This is a genomic window from Microvirga ossetica (assembly GCF_002741015.1).
Taxonomy (GTDB): Bacteria; Pseudomonadota; Alphaproteobacteria; order Rhizobiales; family Beijerinckiaceae; genus Microvirga; species Microvirga ossetica.
Genome location: NZ_CP016617.1, coordinates 139,479 through 154,697 on the forward strand (window position 1 = coordinate 139,479; position 15,219 = coordinate 154,697).

Consider the following 15,219-nt stretch of genomic DNA (forward strand, 5'->3'; position numbering starts at 1 on the left):
GGGTTGGTTGGTCAGCTTGTTCGATCACGCATCTTAGTGCCCTCCTCAACAAGCCAACCGAGGGACGGGAGAGAGGCGGTCCACCTTGCCGGCTTTGAGCTTTTGGAACGCGCGCAAGGTCGTGGGGCCATCCGGGAACAGATAGAGACCTGTCTTGGCATCCAGTTCAATAGCAATCGTGCCGTTGTAAATGCGGTCATAGATCCAGTGCGGCGTAACGCCGAGCTGGGCCGCGAGTTGGGACACCGTCAGGCAGCCGGGGATGCGGCGCGGATGCGACTGGCGGCGTTCGCGCAGGATGCCGTGCCGCAGCCGGATGGCCTGAACTGTGCTCGGCAAGACCGCCTGGCGCAGAGGTGAGCGATGTCCGGCGGCGGTCAGCGCGGCGGCGATGGCCGCATCACTCTCACCCGCGCGGGCGCGCTCGACGATGGCGGCTTCCATCTCGCCGCTCCGTGACAGTTCAGCGAGCGAGCCAACCGTAATTGGCAGCGCGATCTCGCTCGTCGCGCCGCCGCGCCAGACGAGGCGTAGGGCGATCGTGTCCCGGACGGCACGGTGGATCACCACCTTGTCGATGAGGCATCGCAGCAGCGCCTTCTTGCGCACCGTGGTGAGGGCCGGTTGCTGCCATAGATCCGGCAGGCGCCGACCGACCTCGGTAAACGCGGCTTGGAGATCAGGGCCGACACCGAACGGGATGACGCGGCCTTCTTCCGGCGCCGCATCGGCGAGCGCGGCTTCGGCCTGGCGCAAATCACGCAACGTTTCCTCCCAGCGCCGCTCGAGTTCAGCCGCGACGAGACGGTTGTCTGGATCGACCTGATCGAACTGCCGTTCGGCCAGCGCCGCCCGGTAGCGCAGCCGCTCAACCTGTTGCGCTTGAGCCTTCAGCCCGGCTGCGTCTGCCTCGCGCCGGAGGGAAACAGCCTGCGTGTAGGCATCCAACTCGGCGGGGGTGAGGGCCTTGAAGAAAGCCGCCACGGCCTCGGCATCGACCGGCGCGGCCGGGATGACTTGGCACACCGGAACGCCATGCTGCTGACGAAGATAGTTGCACATGTACCGGGCGCCGCCCTTGTACTGGACCACCATCTTGTGACCGCACGCGCCGCAGTAAACCATCCCGTGCAGCAGCGCGGCACCCTCGCGCGGCACGCCACGCGTCTTGTTCCGGTCGTACTCAGCGTAATTGTCGCGCAGCATGGCCTCGATCTTCTCGAACGTCGCCCAGCTGATATAGGCGGGGTACTGGTCCTTCACGACGATCCTCCACTGCTCGCGCGGGAGCCTCTTTTGCGAGCCTTTGCCTAAGGGCGCTGTGCGGACCGAGCGGGTGCGCCCGTAGACAAAAGCGCCGGCGTAGGCGGGGTTCTTCAGCACCTGCAGGATGGCCGCAACGGTGGGTGGGCGCCAGACCGTATCGCCGAACCGTCCCCGGCGCGGGATGCTCAGGCCGCGCTCGTTGAAGGCGTGCAGCACCTTGCTGGCCGAGCGGAGCCGCAGGAAGGTCGTGAAGATCAGATCGAGGCGGGCTTGCACCTCGCGGTCAGGGTTCTTGACCACCACACCGCCAGTCTCCCGGACGAGGCCGACCGGCAAGATCAGCGCCAGCTCTCCGCGTGCGGCCTTGTTCAGGAGACCAGCCGTGAGGCGGGCGCGGATCGTGTGCAACTCGACTTCGGAGAGGGTCCCCTTGAGCCCGAGCAGCAGGCGCCCATTAGCGGTGCCCGGATCATAGACTCCGTCGCGGTCGGCAATGAGGCAGTCCCTGTAGCCGCACAGATCGAGCAGTGGGTACCAGTCCGAACAGTTTCGGGTCAGGCGCGTCACCTCGGAGGAGAGCACGATGCCAACCTGGCCGAGCGTAACGCGTGCGATCAGGTCCTTGAAGCCCTCGCGGTGGACAGCGGCTGCGCCGCTCAGCCCGAGGTCGGCATCGATGATCTCGACGTCCTCCTCACGCCACCCGAGGCCGAGCGCGCGCCGACGTAGATCGTACTGCAGGCGCAGACTCTCCTGATTGCTCAGCACCTGGTGCGGACTGGACTGGCGGATGTAGATGACCGCGTGGCGGGCCAGATGCCGGTCGGTGATAAGTTCCGATCTCATAGATCACCTCTGTGAGGATGGCGGCGACGTCTTCGGCGATCGCGGCGCGGAGTTCGTCGGGCAAGCGTCTCCAGACGCGTTCGGGTCGCATGGGCATGGCGCCACCCCGCACTCGTCGGCCAGGGCGATCAGTTCCTCCAGTGCCTCACGTGTCAGCTTGCACGGCGGCTCACACGACGGCCGTGGAGCAAGGCTCGTCGCTCCGATCGGAAGCTTCAGCACCACGCGGTCCCGATAGGCGACGAGAGCGTGGCCGTCATGCCGGCGCGCGCTCACCGAGACCAGCAGGAACCGGCGGCCGAAGAGCGGGTGCCGCGAATCAGTGACCTCGATCTCAATCGAATCCCGATCCGCCGGGTTGTGGAAGGGGGTATCAACTGACGCTGTCGTTCCAGGCCTCGCAGCAGTGATCGAGAATGTCCGTGTAGGACGTGAACACCCGGTTCGAGATCCAGTTCTCCCTCATAAATTGCGAGATGTTCTCGACCGGGTTCAGCTTAGGCGCTTTCGCCGGCAGCGGGAGAAGCGTGATGTTCGATGGCACCTTCAGCTTGCGCGAGACGTGCCAGCCAGCCTGATCGAGCAGCAGCACCGCATGAGCACCTGGAGCCACCGCCTGCGCGATCTCGGCCAGATGCAGCGCCATGGCTTCGGTGGTGCAACGCGGCAGCACGAGGCCGGCTGCTTTTCCTTGAGCCGGACAGATCGCGCCGAAGATGTACGTCGAGGCGGTTCGCAGATCCCGCGGCGCCGACGGGCGCGTGCCGCGCCGGGCCCAACGCCGGGTGATCTTGTTCTTCTGGCCGATCCGCGCCTCGTCGGCAAACCAGATCTCGAGCGGCTTGCCATCGGCCTCGTTGGAGGCGATTTCCGCCACTCGCGCGGGAAACTCTTTTTAAAAACCGCCTCCGCGGCGTCGCTCTTGGCATGATGGCGCGGGCGGGCCGAGAGCTTGCGATAGCCGAGCATCCGCAGTTCACGGCCCAGCGTCGTCTCGCTCACTCCGATCCGGAACTCGTCCCAGACCCACTGCACCAGATCCTTCAGCCGCCAACGCACCACGCCATGGGCGGCTGGAATAGGACCCTGCTCCACCAGGGCCAGCAAGGCCTCGCGGTGGCAGGCCTGGAGCTTGCAGGCATTGCCTGGTGCCGTGCCATCGATCAGGGCTTCGGGTCCATGGGCGTTGAACCGCACCACCCAGTCCCGCACCGTCTGCAGCCCGACACCACCGACCCGTGCCGCCTTGGTCCGCGAGCCGCCCTCATAGATCTCGGCCAGCGCCAGCAGCCGCCGGCTTTGTCCTGCATTGCGGGCTCCTCTGGCCAAAGCCCGAAGCCGGGCTGCATCATAGTCCGTGCGAAGCTCGATCCCTGGGCGCATGGCGAACCTCCTGGTCACCACCATGGAGTCAGACCCGCGCTAGTTTGAAAACCCTGAATGAGTCAGTCTTCGCGCCGATTGGTATTAGCCGGTGCAGTATGGCGCTGACGGTTTGATACCACCTTCATCGAATCTCCCAGATGTGCAGGCCAGGCGTGGCAGAAAAATCTACGCCTGGCCCGTCCGGCTATGGCTCAAAGCAAGAAGTCGGCCGAGGACAGCGTGTAGCCAGTGCCAGCCACATCCACAGTCGCGACTGAGCCCCCAGTCTTGATGTACAGGTGCGTCTCGCCTGCCGTCGCATCCTTAACAGCCCAGATTTGGCCGTCCAATCCGGTGCCGCTGGCGCTCTTGTACCCGGCCCAGGAGAACGCCTGATTACCGGACGCCGCCGAATTGGCATCGATGCCGGAGAAGTCGAGCCGGTCGGTGCCGCGCACGAAGTCCATCACCTTGTCGCCGTCCGAACTCCACTTCGACGTGAACTGGAACGTGTCACGGCCCGCGTTTCCCCACAGGGTATCACCGCCATAACGACCATTGAGAATGTCGTTCCCGCCCTCACCAACCAGTACGTTGGCACCGTCGTTGCCATCGAGGAAGTTGTCCAGGGCGTTGCCGGTGCCGTTGATGTCGGCAGTCCCAGTCAACTTCAGGTTCTTGTCATTTTCGGCAAGCGTGTAGCCCACAGAGCTTTCGACTTGATCGGTACCGTCAGGAGACGGGGCAGGATTAATTGGCGTGGGCTCGGTCGGCTCCGGTGTCGGAGCGGGCGTGGTTTCGCTGCCGCCGGAAGCTTGGTCGGGCGAGAGCGGATTGGCCGTGTTGACGTTGTCAATGCGCGTCGGCAGATTGCCGCGCGGGTCAGCCTTGATGTACTCATAGCCCCAATAGCCGCGACCGTTGTAATTATCTTCCCAGACAACGTTCGTCATCGTATAGCCGGTTGGCTTGCTGCCGTCGTAGTACATCGTATAGCCGCCGCCATCAACATAGTTGTTGCGGACAGTGACGTCGTTCACGCTGCCGAAGAAGTTCTGCATGAAAATCGCACCCGTCTGGTCGTGGTCGACGATGATCGTGTTGTTCTCGATCAACACGCCGTTCTGACCGCCCTGGATCTGGATGCCGTCGTAATGCGGCGAGCCGGGAGCCTGTAGGCCATGGATATAGTTGCCGCGCACTGTCGAGGAGCCACCGGTCAGGTTGATTCCGTTCTCAAAGCCCCGGATGTCGTTGCCGACGAACGTGCCGTTGCCCATGATGCCATACGAGCCGGCGGTTGAGCCCATGCCATCAATGTCGGAGTTGATCACCGATGCACCCTTGAATCCCCGCTCGACTTTGACGCCAGAATATTCGTCAGAACTGATCTTGCTGTTCTGGATGGTCACGTTGTCGGCGCGGATGATCACCATACCCTTGATGTCGAGACCATTGAGCACGGTCCCTGCCTTGGTGACCATGATGTCGCCGGAGGGCGTCAGAGTGGTACCGGACGGAACGCCCGTGTTAGCTGCTGTGGGAAAAGGCATAATAACCCCTTTGTCCTGGAATAATGTACCCAGTTCTAATGAAGATTAAGCGGGATCAAGTGGAATGAAATCGTGATTGGCACCAGGAGAACGCGCGCCTTTACTAACCCGCCGCGCTGAATATTACGAAGAAAAAGGCGACAATTTGACGATCTACAAAGATAAAATTCAGGCCCTTCTCCTACATTCGCTTACGTTCGCCACACTACTATCGTTTAAGAAGAAGTATATTATTACAGGTTTAGGAATCGTTGCGGGTGTGTGATACGGGGAGCATAGGGCTGCTCATGGCCGCGCCACTCATGGCTTCTAAAAAGTCGGCCCTGAACAATGCCGTTTGATCAGGTGGCGATTGCATTCCAGGGTTCGTGGGCAGTATCCGATTGCGTGGATGAACCCAGCAGGGCTGCCATGAGCCAGGCGAAAAGAAGTTTGAGCCAGTTCAGGATCAGTCTGAGATTGTGCCCGGTTGCCACCAGCAGCGCATTCATGGCGTCGCCCGCAACTCCGAGCAGGTAATTGCGTCCCAGCCGCCCGTCCGCCTTCGTGTGCCCGATCATCCGGCTCGATCGCGGACCGGCGTCTCAGCTCGCGCTTGATCGTCGGCGTCAGACCCCGCCGCTGGCGGGTGATGAACATGCGCTCCTTGTGCGCATAGTCGTGCCCACGATAGCCCTGGTCGACGTAAACGCGTGCGGGCTCCATGTCCGTCAGGGCCACGACCTGATCGATTGTCGTGCGAAGCGTGTGGCCTGCATACGGATTGCCCTCCAGCGCCTTGGAGGCGAGCGCGAACCCTTCGCGGTTCGTCACTGCCAGCGCGACCTTGGCGCCAAATTCGTACGGCCGATGCGCCTTGCCTTTGGCGATGCACACCACCTCCGGAGCGTGAAGGCTGTAAAGTTTGTTCTTGCTCGTGCGCTCCTGCACCAGGAGGCGCTCTGTCAGCCCCAGCAGAGGAGCAAACCGGATCGAGAGCTCCACATCACCGGCGACTTTGCGGGCCACATCGCGGTAGACCCGCCCGAGATAGGTCTTCAGCCGCTTCAACTCGCGGCGCATGCGCCGCATCTGCCGTGCATGAGCAGAGCGGCCCACCTGTACGGCCGCGCGTTTGGCCAGGCGGGTGTGGGCCTGCCGCAGCTTGAGATCATGCCGCTTCGCCTGCCGCACCAGGGCGAGCAGGGTCTTGAGATAGAGCTTGGCATCGGTGGGATAAGAGGCTGGTGAGCAATTTTATTGCTTACTTTAAGTGGTTGATTCAGAATGGATTTCGTGAGGAGCGTGAGGTGGATGCGGGCTGTTTGACAGTCGAGGAACCCCGCTATGGATACCTGTCTCTATGCCAGCGATCTCAACGACAACGAATGGGCGCTGCTCGCGCCACTGATCCACCGCAGCCATCCGGCCGGGCGGCGACAGTTTCATCCCTTACGCCGCATCGTAGACGCGGTCTTTTATTTGCTACGCACCGGGGCGCAATGGCGGATGCTGCCGCACGAGTATCCACCGCGGTGCGCTGTCTTCTATCACTATGCCCGGTGGCGTGAGAACGGCACTTGGGAGCAGGTGACGCGCGTGTTGCGCGAGAGCTACCGCCGCGCGATCGGTCGAGCTCCTCAGCCGAGTGCGGCCATCATCGATAGCCAGTCGGTCAAGACCTCCGAGATGGGCGGACCGCGCGGCTATGATGGCGCCAAAAAGATCAAGGGCCGCAAGCGCCATCTTCTCGTTGATACGCAAGGAAATCTGCTGAAGAACAGTGTACATCCAGCCGACATCCATGACCGCACCGGAGCCGAGATTTTGTTGGAAGGTCTGCAGCATCTGTTTCCGGCCATCGAGCTAATGTGGGCGGACACGGCTTATCGTGGGCTGAAGGACTGGCTTCAGAAGGCATTGGGCTGGAGATTATCCATCCCGCAGCATTGGTGGACAGGCGGCGTCTGGATGCGGACTGATGCGGAGCCGCCGACGCGTCCGAGCGGCTTCCAAGTGCTCGCACGCAGATGGGTCGTGGAGCGAACGATCGGCTGGCTCACCACCAACCGACGGCTCGCCAAGGACTATGAGCGCTTCGTCGAAACTGGTGAGATGCTGCTCTATCTCGCCATGAGCCGCATCCTGCTGCGCCGCCTCACGCGCAAGAACGAAAGATAATTGCTCACCAGCCTCTAAGTGATGGCCTTCGGCTGCACGGTGGTATCGACACTGATCCGCTTCAGGCTCGACGACCGCACCGCGCCGCTCTCCAGCCCGGCCTGGATCGTGGCCGCCAGCAGCGTCTCCAACCCGTCTGGACCGAGCCGCTTGCGCCAGCGCGTCAGCGAGCTGGGATCGCACGGCAGCTGATGCTGGAAGTACTCGCAGCCGCAGAACCACTGTTCGCGGTAGGGATGCCTGTTGCCAGGCACCCCCGCACAGATCCGAACGTGCCCTATTCAGGCATTCGGCTCCCACCTCGGGTGTGTGACGGCAAAGCGCTGGTCAGGCCAGGGATGAAGGACACGGGGCATCGGCAGCCATGCGTCGGCAATCTGCATCATCCGTTGCCAGTTCATCCCGTCTTTCTGGCTCCGTCGGCGCAGCGTTCGGCGCCACGCCACCATCACCCGATGCCGGAATGTCTGTAACGATCGCATGTTGGTGGGCACCGCATGATAGGCAAAGTAGCCCGTCATCACGGACTTCAGCCACTTCCCCTGTTCGGGGATGGAAGCATGCATGTGCTTCCGCAGCTGGTCCTTGATCGCGCGCAATCTCTCCCGCATCCGGTCCGCCCGGGTCCGGCGCTGGAGCTGAAAGCGCCCCAGCCGTGACCGGCCGCAGATGAACACAAACCCGAGAAACTGGAACGTCTCCGGTTTGCCAAGGCCTCGCCGCTGCCGGCGCTCGCTCGCGTAGCGACCGAACTCCAGCAGCCGGGTCTTGTCCCCATGAAGCTCGAGTCCAAACTGCTCGAGCCTCTCACGCATCGCGTCCCGGAACCGCCGCGCGTCGCCTTCGTGCTCAAAGCCGACGATCACATCATCGGCATAGCGCACGATGATGACCTGACCGTTGGCGTGTTGCCGTCGCCATTGCTCGGCCCAGAGATCGAAGACGTAGTGCAGGTAGACGTTGGCGAGCAGGGGCGAGGCCCCTGATCCCTGCGGTGTCCCCCTGTCACTGACGCTCCATTCTCCCTCATCCAGAACGCCCGCCTTGAGCCACTTGAGCACAAGGCGGATGATGCGCTCGTCACCGACCCGATGCCTCAGGAACCGGAGCAACCACGCCTGGTCGATCTGGTCGAACGACAGCGTCAGTTGATACCCCCTTCCACAACCCGGCGGATCGGGATTCGATTGAGATCGAGGTCACTGATTCGCGGCACCCGCTCTTCGGCCGCCGGTTCCTGCTGGTCTCGGTGAGCGCGCGCCGGCATGACGGCCACGCTCTCGTCGCCTATCGGGACCGCGTGGTGCTGAAGCTTCCGATCGGAGCGACGAGCCTTGCTCCACGGCCGTCGTGTGAGCCGCCGTGCAAGCTGACACGTGAGGCACTGGAGGAACTGATCGCCCTGGCCGACGAGTGCGGGGTGGCGCCATGCCCATGCGACCCGAACGCGTCTGGAGACGCTTGCCCGACGAACTCCGCGCCGCGATCGCCGAAGACGTCGCCGCCATCCTCACAGAGGTGATCTATGAGATCGGAACTTATCACCGACCGGCATCTGGCCCGCCACGCGGTCATCTACATCCGCCAGTCCAGTCCGCACCAGGTGCTGAGCAATCAGGAGAGTCTGCGCCTGCAGTACGATCTACGTCGGCGCGCGCTCGGCCTCGGGTGGCGTGAGGAGGACGTCGAGATCATCGATGCCGACCTCGGGCTGAGCGGCGCAGCCGCTGTCCACCGCGAGGGCTTCAAGGACCTGATCGCACGCGTTACGCTCGGCCAGGTTGGCATCGTGCTCTCCTCCGAGGTGACGCGCCTGACCCGAAACTGTTCGGACTGGTACCCACTGCTCGATCTGTGCGGCTACAGGGACTGCCTCATTGCCGACCGCGACGGAGTCTATGATCCGGGCACCGCTAATGGGCGCCTGCTGCTCGGGCTCAAGGGGACCCTCTCCGAAGTCGAGTTGCACACGATCCGCGCCCGCCTCACGGCTGGTCTCCTGAACAAGGCCGCACGCGGAGAGCTGGCGCTGATCTTGCCGGTCGGCCTCGTCCGGGAGACTGGCGGTGTGGTGGTCAAGAACCCTGACCGCGAGGTGCAAGCCCGCCTCGATCTGATCTTCACGACCTTCCTGCGGCTCCGCTCGGCCAGCAAGGTGCTGCACGCCTTCAACGAGCGCGGCCTGAGCATCCCGCGCCGGGGACGGTTCGGCGATACGGTCTGGCGCCCACCCACCGTTGCGGCCATCCTGCAGGTGCTGAAGAACCCCGCCTACGCCGGCGCTTTTGTCTACGGGCGCACCCGCTCGGTCCGCACAGCGCCCTTAGGCAAAGGCTCGCAAAAGAGGCTCCCGCGCGAGCAGTGGAGGATCGTCGTGAAGGACCAGTACCCCGCCTATATCAGCTGGGCGACGTTCGAGAAGATCGAGGCCATGCTGCGCGACAATTACGCTGAGTACGACCGGAACAAGACGCGTGGCGTGCCGCGCGAGGGTGCCGCGCTGCTGCACGGGATGGTTTACTGCGGCGCGTGCGGTCACAAGATGGTGGTCCAGTACAAGGGCGGCGCCCGGTACATGTGCAACTATCTTCGTCAGCAGCATGGCGTTCCGGTGTGCCAAGTCATCCCGGCCGCGCCGGTCGATGCCGAGGCCGTGGCGGCTTTCTTCAAGGCCCTCACCCCCGCCGAGTTGGATGCCTACACGCAGGCTGTTTCCCTCCGGCGCGAGGCAGACGCAGCCGGGCTGAAGGCTCAAGCGCAACAGGTTGAGCGGCTGCGCTACCGGGCGGCGCTGGCCGAACGGCAGTTCGATCAGGTCGATCCAGACAACCGTCTCGTCGCGGCTGAACTCGAGCGGCGCTGGGAGGAAACGTTGCGTGATTTGCGCCAGGCCGAAGCCGCGCTCGCCGATGCGGCGCCGGAAGAAGGCCGCGTCATCCCGTTCGGTGTCGGCCCTGATCTCCAAGCCGCGTTTACCGAGGTCGGTCGGCGCCTGCCGGATCTATGGCAGCAACCGGCCCTCACCACGGTGCGCAAGAAGGCGCTGCTGCGATGCCTCATCGACAAGGTGGTGATCCACCGTGCCGTCCGGGACACGATCGCCCTACGCCTCGTCTGGCGCGGCGGCGCGACGAGCGAGATCGCGCTGCCAATTACGGTTGGCTCGCTCGCTGAACTGTCACGGAGCGGCGAGATGGAAGCCGCCATCGTCGAGCGCGCCCGCGCGGGTGAGAGTGATGCGGCCATCGCCGCCGCGCTGACCGCCGCCGGACATCGCTCACCTCTGCGCCAGGCGGTCTTGCCGAGCACAGTTCAGGCCATCCGGCTGCGGCACGGCATCCTGCGCGAACGCCGCCAGTCGCATCCGCGCCGCATCCCCGGCTGCCTGACGGTGTCCCAACTCGCGGCCCAGCTCGGCGTTACGCCGCACTGGATCTATGACCGCATTTACAACGGCACGATTGCTATTGAACTGGATGCCAAGACAGGTCTCTATCTGTTCCCGGATGGCCCCACGACCTTGCGCGCGTTCCAAAAGCTCAAAGCCGGCAAGGTGGACCGCCTCTCTCCCGTCCCTCGGTTGGCTTGTTGAGGAGGGCACTAAGATGCGTGATCGAAGAAACTCCGGATATCGGCGTCGAGAATCCAGTTCACGCGCATGGCATTGATGCCAACCGAAAGCGCATCGAGCGCATGGTGCTGACTGCGCCCTGGCCGGAACCCATACGAGAACCCGAGGAAATCCTCCTCGTAGATCGCGTTGAGAACTCTGACCACGGCACGCTGGAGGATTTTATCCTCCAGAGCGGTTACACCCAGCGGTCGCTGTCGGCCATCCGGCTTCGGTATGAACCGCCGCCGAACCGGCTTCGCCCGGTAGCTGCTGCGATGGACCCGGCGATGCAGATCCTGAAGATTGGCCTCCAGGTTTGCCTCGTAGTCCTGCCATGTCAGACCATCCATCCCGGGCGCAGCCTGATGCTCAAGCGCCTGGAACGACTCCCGCAGCAGATCGACGGTGACATGGTGCAGCAGTGCGGTGAACGTCTCCTTCTTCCGCTGCCTTGCAGCGTGCCGTACACGGTCCAGCCCCGGTGACACGCTGGCCCGGCTCTGCGTCCGGGGCGTGCGTGGATGGCCCGTGTTTCCCTCGGTCCCCGCCCTTGGCTCCCCCCGCTCCGTGGCCGGTGCCCCGGCTTTGTTCGCAGGCTTCGTTGCTACTATGGCGAGGTCAGACTTCTCCGGCTCGTGCATCATCGGCTTCGGCTCCTCGCCTTCCCGATGCGGACCGTCGGCTGATACGCACACCGACGGTCGAGCCGGAGATCTCCCGGTTCCCGCGCAAAGAGCGTGCATGCATGCCAGGGTCTGCGACCACGCCGGATCCCCGCAGCCCTTGCGGTGACGGGCTGCGGGATGTTGCCTTCCACGTATTGGAGCGTGTCGGCATCCGGGATAAGAACCCTATCGTGGCTCAATGGCTGGCCTGCACGTGCCCCTGCCGACGCTTCGACGACAGCCTCACGGCGGCCTTCGCACGGCTCGGGGTCGATGTGGATCGCTACTCCTTCATCGCGGTGGACTTGCACCACCTGCTCTTTGCCGGTCTCCCGGCGCTCCCAATACGGGTTTTCTGTCCAACGCTGCACCACGGCTTCATCGGACAGGTTGAAATTATGCTGGAGATAGGACACCCGACCATCAGCCGAGTGGGCTTGGCGGGCCGTCCGAGCGGACGATAGAAGCAGCCAAACTCGTGATCGAACCTGTCCCAGTCGATCAGACTGGCCAGGCGAACCAGCTCGTGACGCTGATCCAGGATCTGATCGAGATGGCTGCGGTAGAGATCGCCGGAGCTCGGCAGCGTCGGCTTGGGTCCCATGGAATTACACCAGCTTTGAGCGGGTCAGCACCCAGGAGCCGGCATTTTACGATGCTTCGTAACGACGAAGAATCCTTCTGTCCCAATAAGTTGCGGGTTATTCAGGGCCGACTAAAAACTGTTTGATCCCAGGGTGGTGCATTCTTGTCGCCGGAATGGAGGGATGCGCTTCTCTATTCGGCCCCTCCAAGTCAAGCGCTTTTAAGGCATCGGCCATCCCACCTCCAGGCAGTCGTCTCTCGCAGGGCCTTGCTTCTCTCCGGGATCGGCACATTTGCCCTCCCACCATGGGATTCGTAGGATGAGGTGGCTCAATCTATGGGGCGTTCTGGCCGCGGCAGCGCGGCCGATACAAGCGCATCCACGAGCTCGCCTGATCCATCGTCCTGCGAAGGACGTCTTTCTTCCGCCTTCTGGCGGAATTCGAGTTATCTCATTGCCCGTTCCGGTATGGCATCTTAGACAGCTGCGGGGATGCTTTCCCTCGTCCAGCGGAATACGGTGCCATCGCTCCAGATGCGGTGCATGATCACGCCCAGACGCCGGGCCAGCGCAACAATGGCTTTTCGCCCACCACGCCGTTTGGCGATATTCATCGCCCATGCTTTCAACCACGACCACTTCACGTGAACATTCGTCAGCATGACTTGAGCGGCTTCGTACAACAGCGTTCGCATCATGCCATCCCCGCAGAGGGAGACGCGGCCGATCCGGTTGCTCTCACCCGACTGATGAAGCACCGGCGTTAACCCCAGGGAGGCACCCACGGCTTTGGAGTTCCGGAAGCGAGCCGGAACGTCGATAGTACTGGCATAGGCTAAAGCGACAACGGGACCGACCCCGGGAATGGTCATCAGGCGTCGACAAACACCGTCGTCGCGGACAATCGACAGCAGCTTTCGATGAAGACGCTCGACCTCCTCTCGAAGCTTTCGCCAGCTCGCCAGCAGCGGCTCCATGATCTCTGCCGGGTCAGGCAGACAATCAAGGAGTTCGCGAATGCGGATGTCGAATTTGGCTGCGCCAACGATGCCGACTTTGAGGCCGAAGTTGCGCAGCAGGCCGCGAATATCATTCTCAAATGCAATCGCCTTCTCCTGCAGCAACTTGCGGGCGGTCAGGAGGGCGCGCCGCTTTTGGCTGGTCAGGGTTTTTACATGAACCGGTCGGAACAGATTCACCCGCATCATCTGCGCAATGCCACGTGCGTCGTTGCGGTCACTCTTGTTCACCTGTGCCTTGAGGAACGCCTTCGTATGGCGGGTCTCGATGCAGACGATGGGCAGACCGGCTTCTGCAAGCCCACTGAACAGCCATTGCGACAAAGGGCCAGCCTCAAGGCCGATCCGCTCGAGCCGCCAAGCAGGATCATGGAGGACTTGCGCGAGATCGTCTGGGTGGCTCGGCACTTTTGTCTCGCGGCAGATCCTCGTTTCATCCACAACGCACACCGACGTCTCTTTCACCGAGACGTCCAGTCCAGCATAGTGCTTCATGCTAGGCTTCCTTTCCTGATGCTTGTGCTTGATCCAACAGACCGGGTTTCATCATCGTCCCGCGGCGCGCGCCTTTCTAGCCCAAGCCATGGGATGGCAGGCCGAATACTCCATCTATGGGCCAAGTTCTCCACGGCAGCGCCACAACGACAGAGCGGCTGTCTTGGAGATCAAGTGCTTTGTTGGCGCCATGGCGTGAGATCCCGTACGATGGCATTCAGGACGGTGAGCAGCTTTCGTAGGACAGCAACGAGAGCAACCTTCTTGGGTCGTCCGCGGGTGATGAGCTGGTTGTAGAAGGTTCTCAGGACAGGATTGCACCGGATAGCAGTCAGTGCGGCCATGTAGAGGACATTGCGCACCGAGGTTCGTCCTCCGGCAATCGCTCTGTGGCCCCGCATGAGACCAGGGTCTCGGTTCACGGGGGCAACCCCGACGAGAGCAGCAATCTGGTGGCGGTCCACGGTGCCAAGTTCTGGCACCTCAGCAAGAAGCGTCCGAGCGGTGACATAGCCGATTCCGGGAACGGACTTGAGGAGCGCCTCGGTTTTGCACCAGGCTGGGGAGCACTTGATGGCTTCGCCGATGCCGCGGTCGATCTCGTCAAGTTCCTTTTCCAGGAACGCAACATGGCGGTCGAGCCTCTTGGCGAGGCGCTTGTCAGTGGCTCTCCGGCGGCGGTTCGTCTCCATGCCGATCATCTCGATAACCTGTCGGCGCCTGCTCACGAACTCGGCTAAGTGGTGCATCCGGCAAGTTATGCGGCCCTCGGCAGCAGGGCGATGCCGGGCGAGCGGCGCGGCCGATGCCGACGGCGTTGGCCCCAGACAAAGGGATGGCGGTGTGCATTCCAGTAGACGGTCGAGCAGTGGATCGCATCGACGATCTCCTCCCAGGTCTCGAAGCGCCGACCCGATAATGCGAGGGAGCGCAGGATCTTCCACCAGGGCTCGATCAGGTTGAGATAGGCCGCGTATTTGGGCTGGAACACCATCTCCCAGCGCGGATGCGCCAGCAGGAACAGCAGCACGTCGGTCGTGCGATGCGAGCCCAGGTTGTCCATGATCGCGTACACCCGCTCGGTCGTGCTTGGAATCCAGCTCTCAACGTGTTCCAGAAAGTCGACCCAATGTGCGCCGCCGCGTCCAGGATAGGGATGGGTGAAGGCCTCGCCGGTTGCCGGACAAAAGGCCCCGAAGATATAGCCTTTGGCGCGCCGGCCGTAGTCGATCTCCTGTCTTGCGCGCTCGGCCGGTCGCGTCCGGCTCTGCACTAAGGCACGACCGGCATAACTCTTCGCACTGACCGGTCCCATTTCGTCGAGACAGATCACAACACTGCCCGCAGGCGGCTTGGTGTAGAGCGTTTCGATCGCCCCCTTATATGGGCCGATACGTCAGTCAAGTGCTGGTCGCAGATGTTGCCGTGATCTCCGAGGTTGAGCCCGATGGCGCTCATGCGAACCGGTCGTCCGCATCACCTTATATCCGGTTGGGCCATAGCCCTGACCATGATCCCGCATGCGACGGGCACGGGCTCCAAGGTGAGCGCGACCATTCTTTTTTGCGGCATTCTTCCAGCCAGGGGGCGAAAGCGGTCGCGCTCCCCTCAGACATCACGCGCTGACAATCCAGCGCCAGCGCGCAACGAG

At 62.8% G+C, this 15,219-nt stretch carries 7 protein-coding genes and 7 pseudogenes; 3 read left to right on the plus strand and 11 right to left on the minus strand.

The window, feature by feature from the left end; all coding sequences use genetic code 11:
- Positions 1-45: 45 nt before the first annotated feature.
- The 4 genes and pseudogenes from BB934_RS28430 to BB934_RS28445 all read right to left on the minus strand — a co-directional run.
- Complete coding sequence (locus BB934_RS28430; RefSeq protein WP_099513354.1) at positions 46-2,112, minus strand: recombinase family protein; 2,067 nt, start codon at positions 2,110-2,112, stop codon at positions 46-48.
- Between the two features lie 388 nt (positions 2,113-2,500).
- Positions 2,501-3,519, minus strand: a pseudogene (locus BB934_RS28435) (IS630 family transposase); the annotation flags it as partial.
- Between the two features lie 170 nt (positions 3,520-3,689).
- Complete coding sequence (locus BB934_RS28440) at positions 3,690-5,030, minus strand: right-handed parallel beta-helix repeat-containing protein (RefSeq protein WP_099513356.1); 1,341 nt, start codon at positions 5,028-5,030, stop codon at positions 3,690-3,692.
- A gap of 341 nt (positions 5,031-5,371) precedes the next feature.
- Positions 5,372-6,251, minus strand: a pseudogene (locus tag BB934_RS28445) (IS5 family transposase); the annotation flags it as partial.
- Positions 6,252-6,356: 105 nt separating this feature from the next.
- Here BB934_RS28445 and BB934_RS28450 point away from each other — a divergent pair.
- The gene (locus BB934_RS28450; RefSeq protein ID WP_099513358.1) at positions 6,357-7,190 is read left to right on the plus strand and encodes an IS5 family transposase; all 834 of its coding nucleotides are present in this window, start codon (positions 6,357-6,359) and stop codon (positions 7,188-7,190) included.
- 20 nt (positions 7,191-7,210) lie between these two features.
- Here the strand turns inward: BB934_RS28450 and BB934_RS28455 are convergent.
- Both BB934_RS28455 and BB934_RS28460 read right to left on the minus strand, forming a co-directional pair.
- Positions 7,211-7,414, minus strand: a pseudogene (locus BB934_RS28455) (IS5/IS1182 family transposase); the annotation flags it as partial.
- A 57-nt stretch (positions 7,415-7,471) separates the two neighbouring features.
- Positions 7,472-8,326 (minus strand): annotated as a pseudogene (locus BB934_RS28460) (reverse transcriptase domain-containing protein); the annotation flags it as partial.
- A gap of 389 nt (positions 8,327-8,715) precedes the next feature.
- Between BB934_RS28460 and BB934_RS28465 the strand changes: the two are divergent.
- Positions 8,716-10,782 (plus strand): recombinase family protein, encoded by a 2,067-nt coding sequence (locus BB934_RS28465; protein ID WP_099513354.1) that lies wholly within the window; start codon positions 8,716-8,718, stop codon positions 10,780-10,782.
- An 11-nt stretch (positions 10,783-10,793) separates the two neighbouring features.
- Here BB934_RS28465 and BB934_RS28470 read toward each other — a convergent pair.
- A pseudogene (locus BB934_RS28470) lies at positions 10,794-11,447 on the minus strand (reverse transcriptase domain-containing protein); the annotation flags it as partial.
- A gap of 101 nt (positions 11,448-11,548) precedes the next feature.
- On the opposite strand from BB934_RS28470, the gene BB934_RS51055 reads away from it, so the two are divergent.
- Positions 11,549-11,932: a hypothetical protein gene (locus BB934_RS51055; protein ID WP_157934371.1), complete on the plus strand. Its 384-nt coding sequence runs from the start codon at positions 11,549-11,551 to the stop codon at positions 11,930-11,932.
- 8 nt (positions 11,933-11,940) lie between these two features.
- Here the strand turns inward: BB934_RS51055 and BB934_RS51460 are convergent.
- The 4 genes and pseudogenes from BB934_RS51460 to BB934_RS28490 all read right to left on the minus strand — a co-directional run.
- A pseudogene (locus BB934_RS51460) lies at positions 11,941-12,072 on the minus strand (IS5/IS1182 family transposase); the annotation flags it as partial.
- A gap of 458 nt (positions 12,073-12,530) precedes the next feature.
- Positions 12,531-13,568 (minus strand): IS110 family RNA-guided transposase, encoded by a 1,038-nt coding sequence (locus tag BB934_RS28480; protein ID WP_099513362.1) that lies wholly within the window; start codon positions 13,566-13,568, stop codon positions 12,531-12,533.
- A 170-nt stretch (positions 13,569-13,738) separates the two neighbouring features.
- A pseudogene (locus tag BB934_RS28485) lies at positions 13,739-14,356 on the minus strand (transposase); the annotation flags it as partial.
- A complete protein-coding gene (locus tag BB934_RS28490) occupies positions 14,326-14,883 on the minus strand; it encodes a transposase (RefSeq protein ID WP_237050460.1) in 558 nt (185 codons plus the stop codon). The pseudogene BB934_RS28485 and the gene BB934_RS28490, both read right to left, overlap by 31 nt.
- Positions 14,884-15,219: the final 336 nt, after the last annotated feature.

Coding starts and splice junctions, on each gene's coding strand:
- BB934_RS28490 (WP_237050460.1), bottom strand. CDS start 14,883: ATGGGACCGGTCAGTGCGAAGAGTTATGCCGGTCGTGCCTTAGTGCAG.
- BB934_RS28480 (WP_099513362.1), bottom strand. CDS start 13,568: ATGAAGCACTATGCTGGACTGGACGTCTCGGTGAAAGAGACGTCGGTG.
- BB934_RS28465 (WP_099513354.1), top strand. CDS start 8,716: ATGAGATCGGAACTTATCACCGACCGGCATCTGGCCCGCCACGCGGTC.
- BB934_RS51055 (WP_157934371.1), top strand. CDS start 11,549: ATGCCAGGGTCTGCGACCACGCCGGATCCCCGCAGCCCTTGCGGTGAC.
- BB934_RS28440 (WP_099513356.1), bottom strand. CDS start 5,030: ATGCCTTTTCCCACAGCAGCTAACACGGGCGTTCCGTCCGGTACCACT.
- BB934_RS28430 (WP_099513354.1), bottom strand. CDS start 2,112: ATGAGATCGGAACTTATCACCGACCGGCATCTGGCCCGCCACGCGGTC.
- BB934_RS28450 (WP_099513358.1), top strand. CDS start 6,357: ATGGATACCTGTCTCTATGCCAGCGATCTCAACGACAACGAATGGGCG.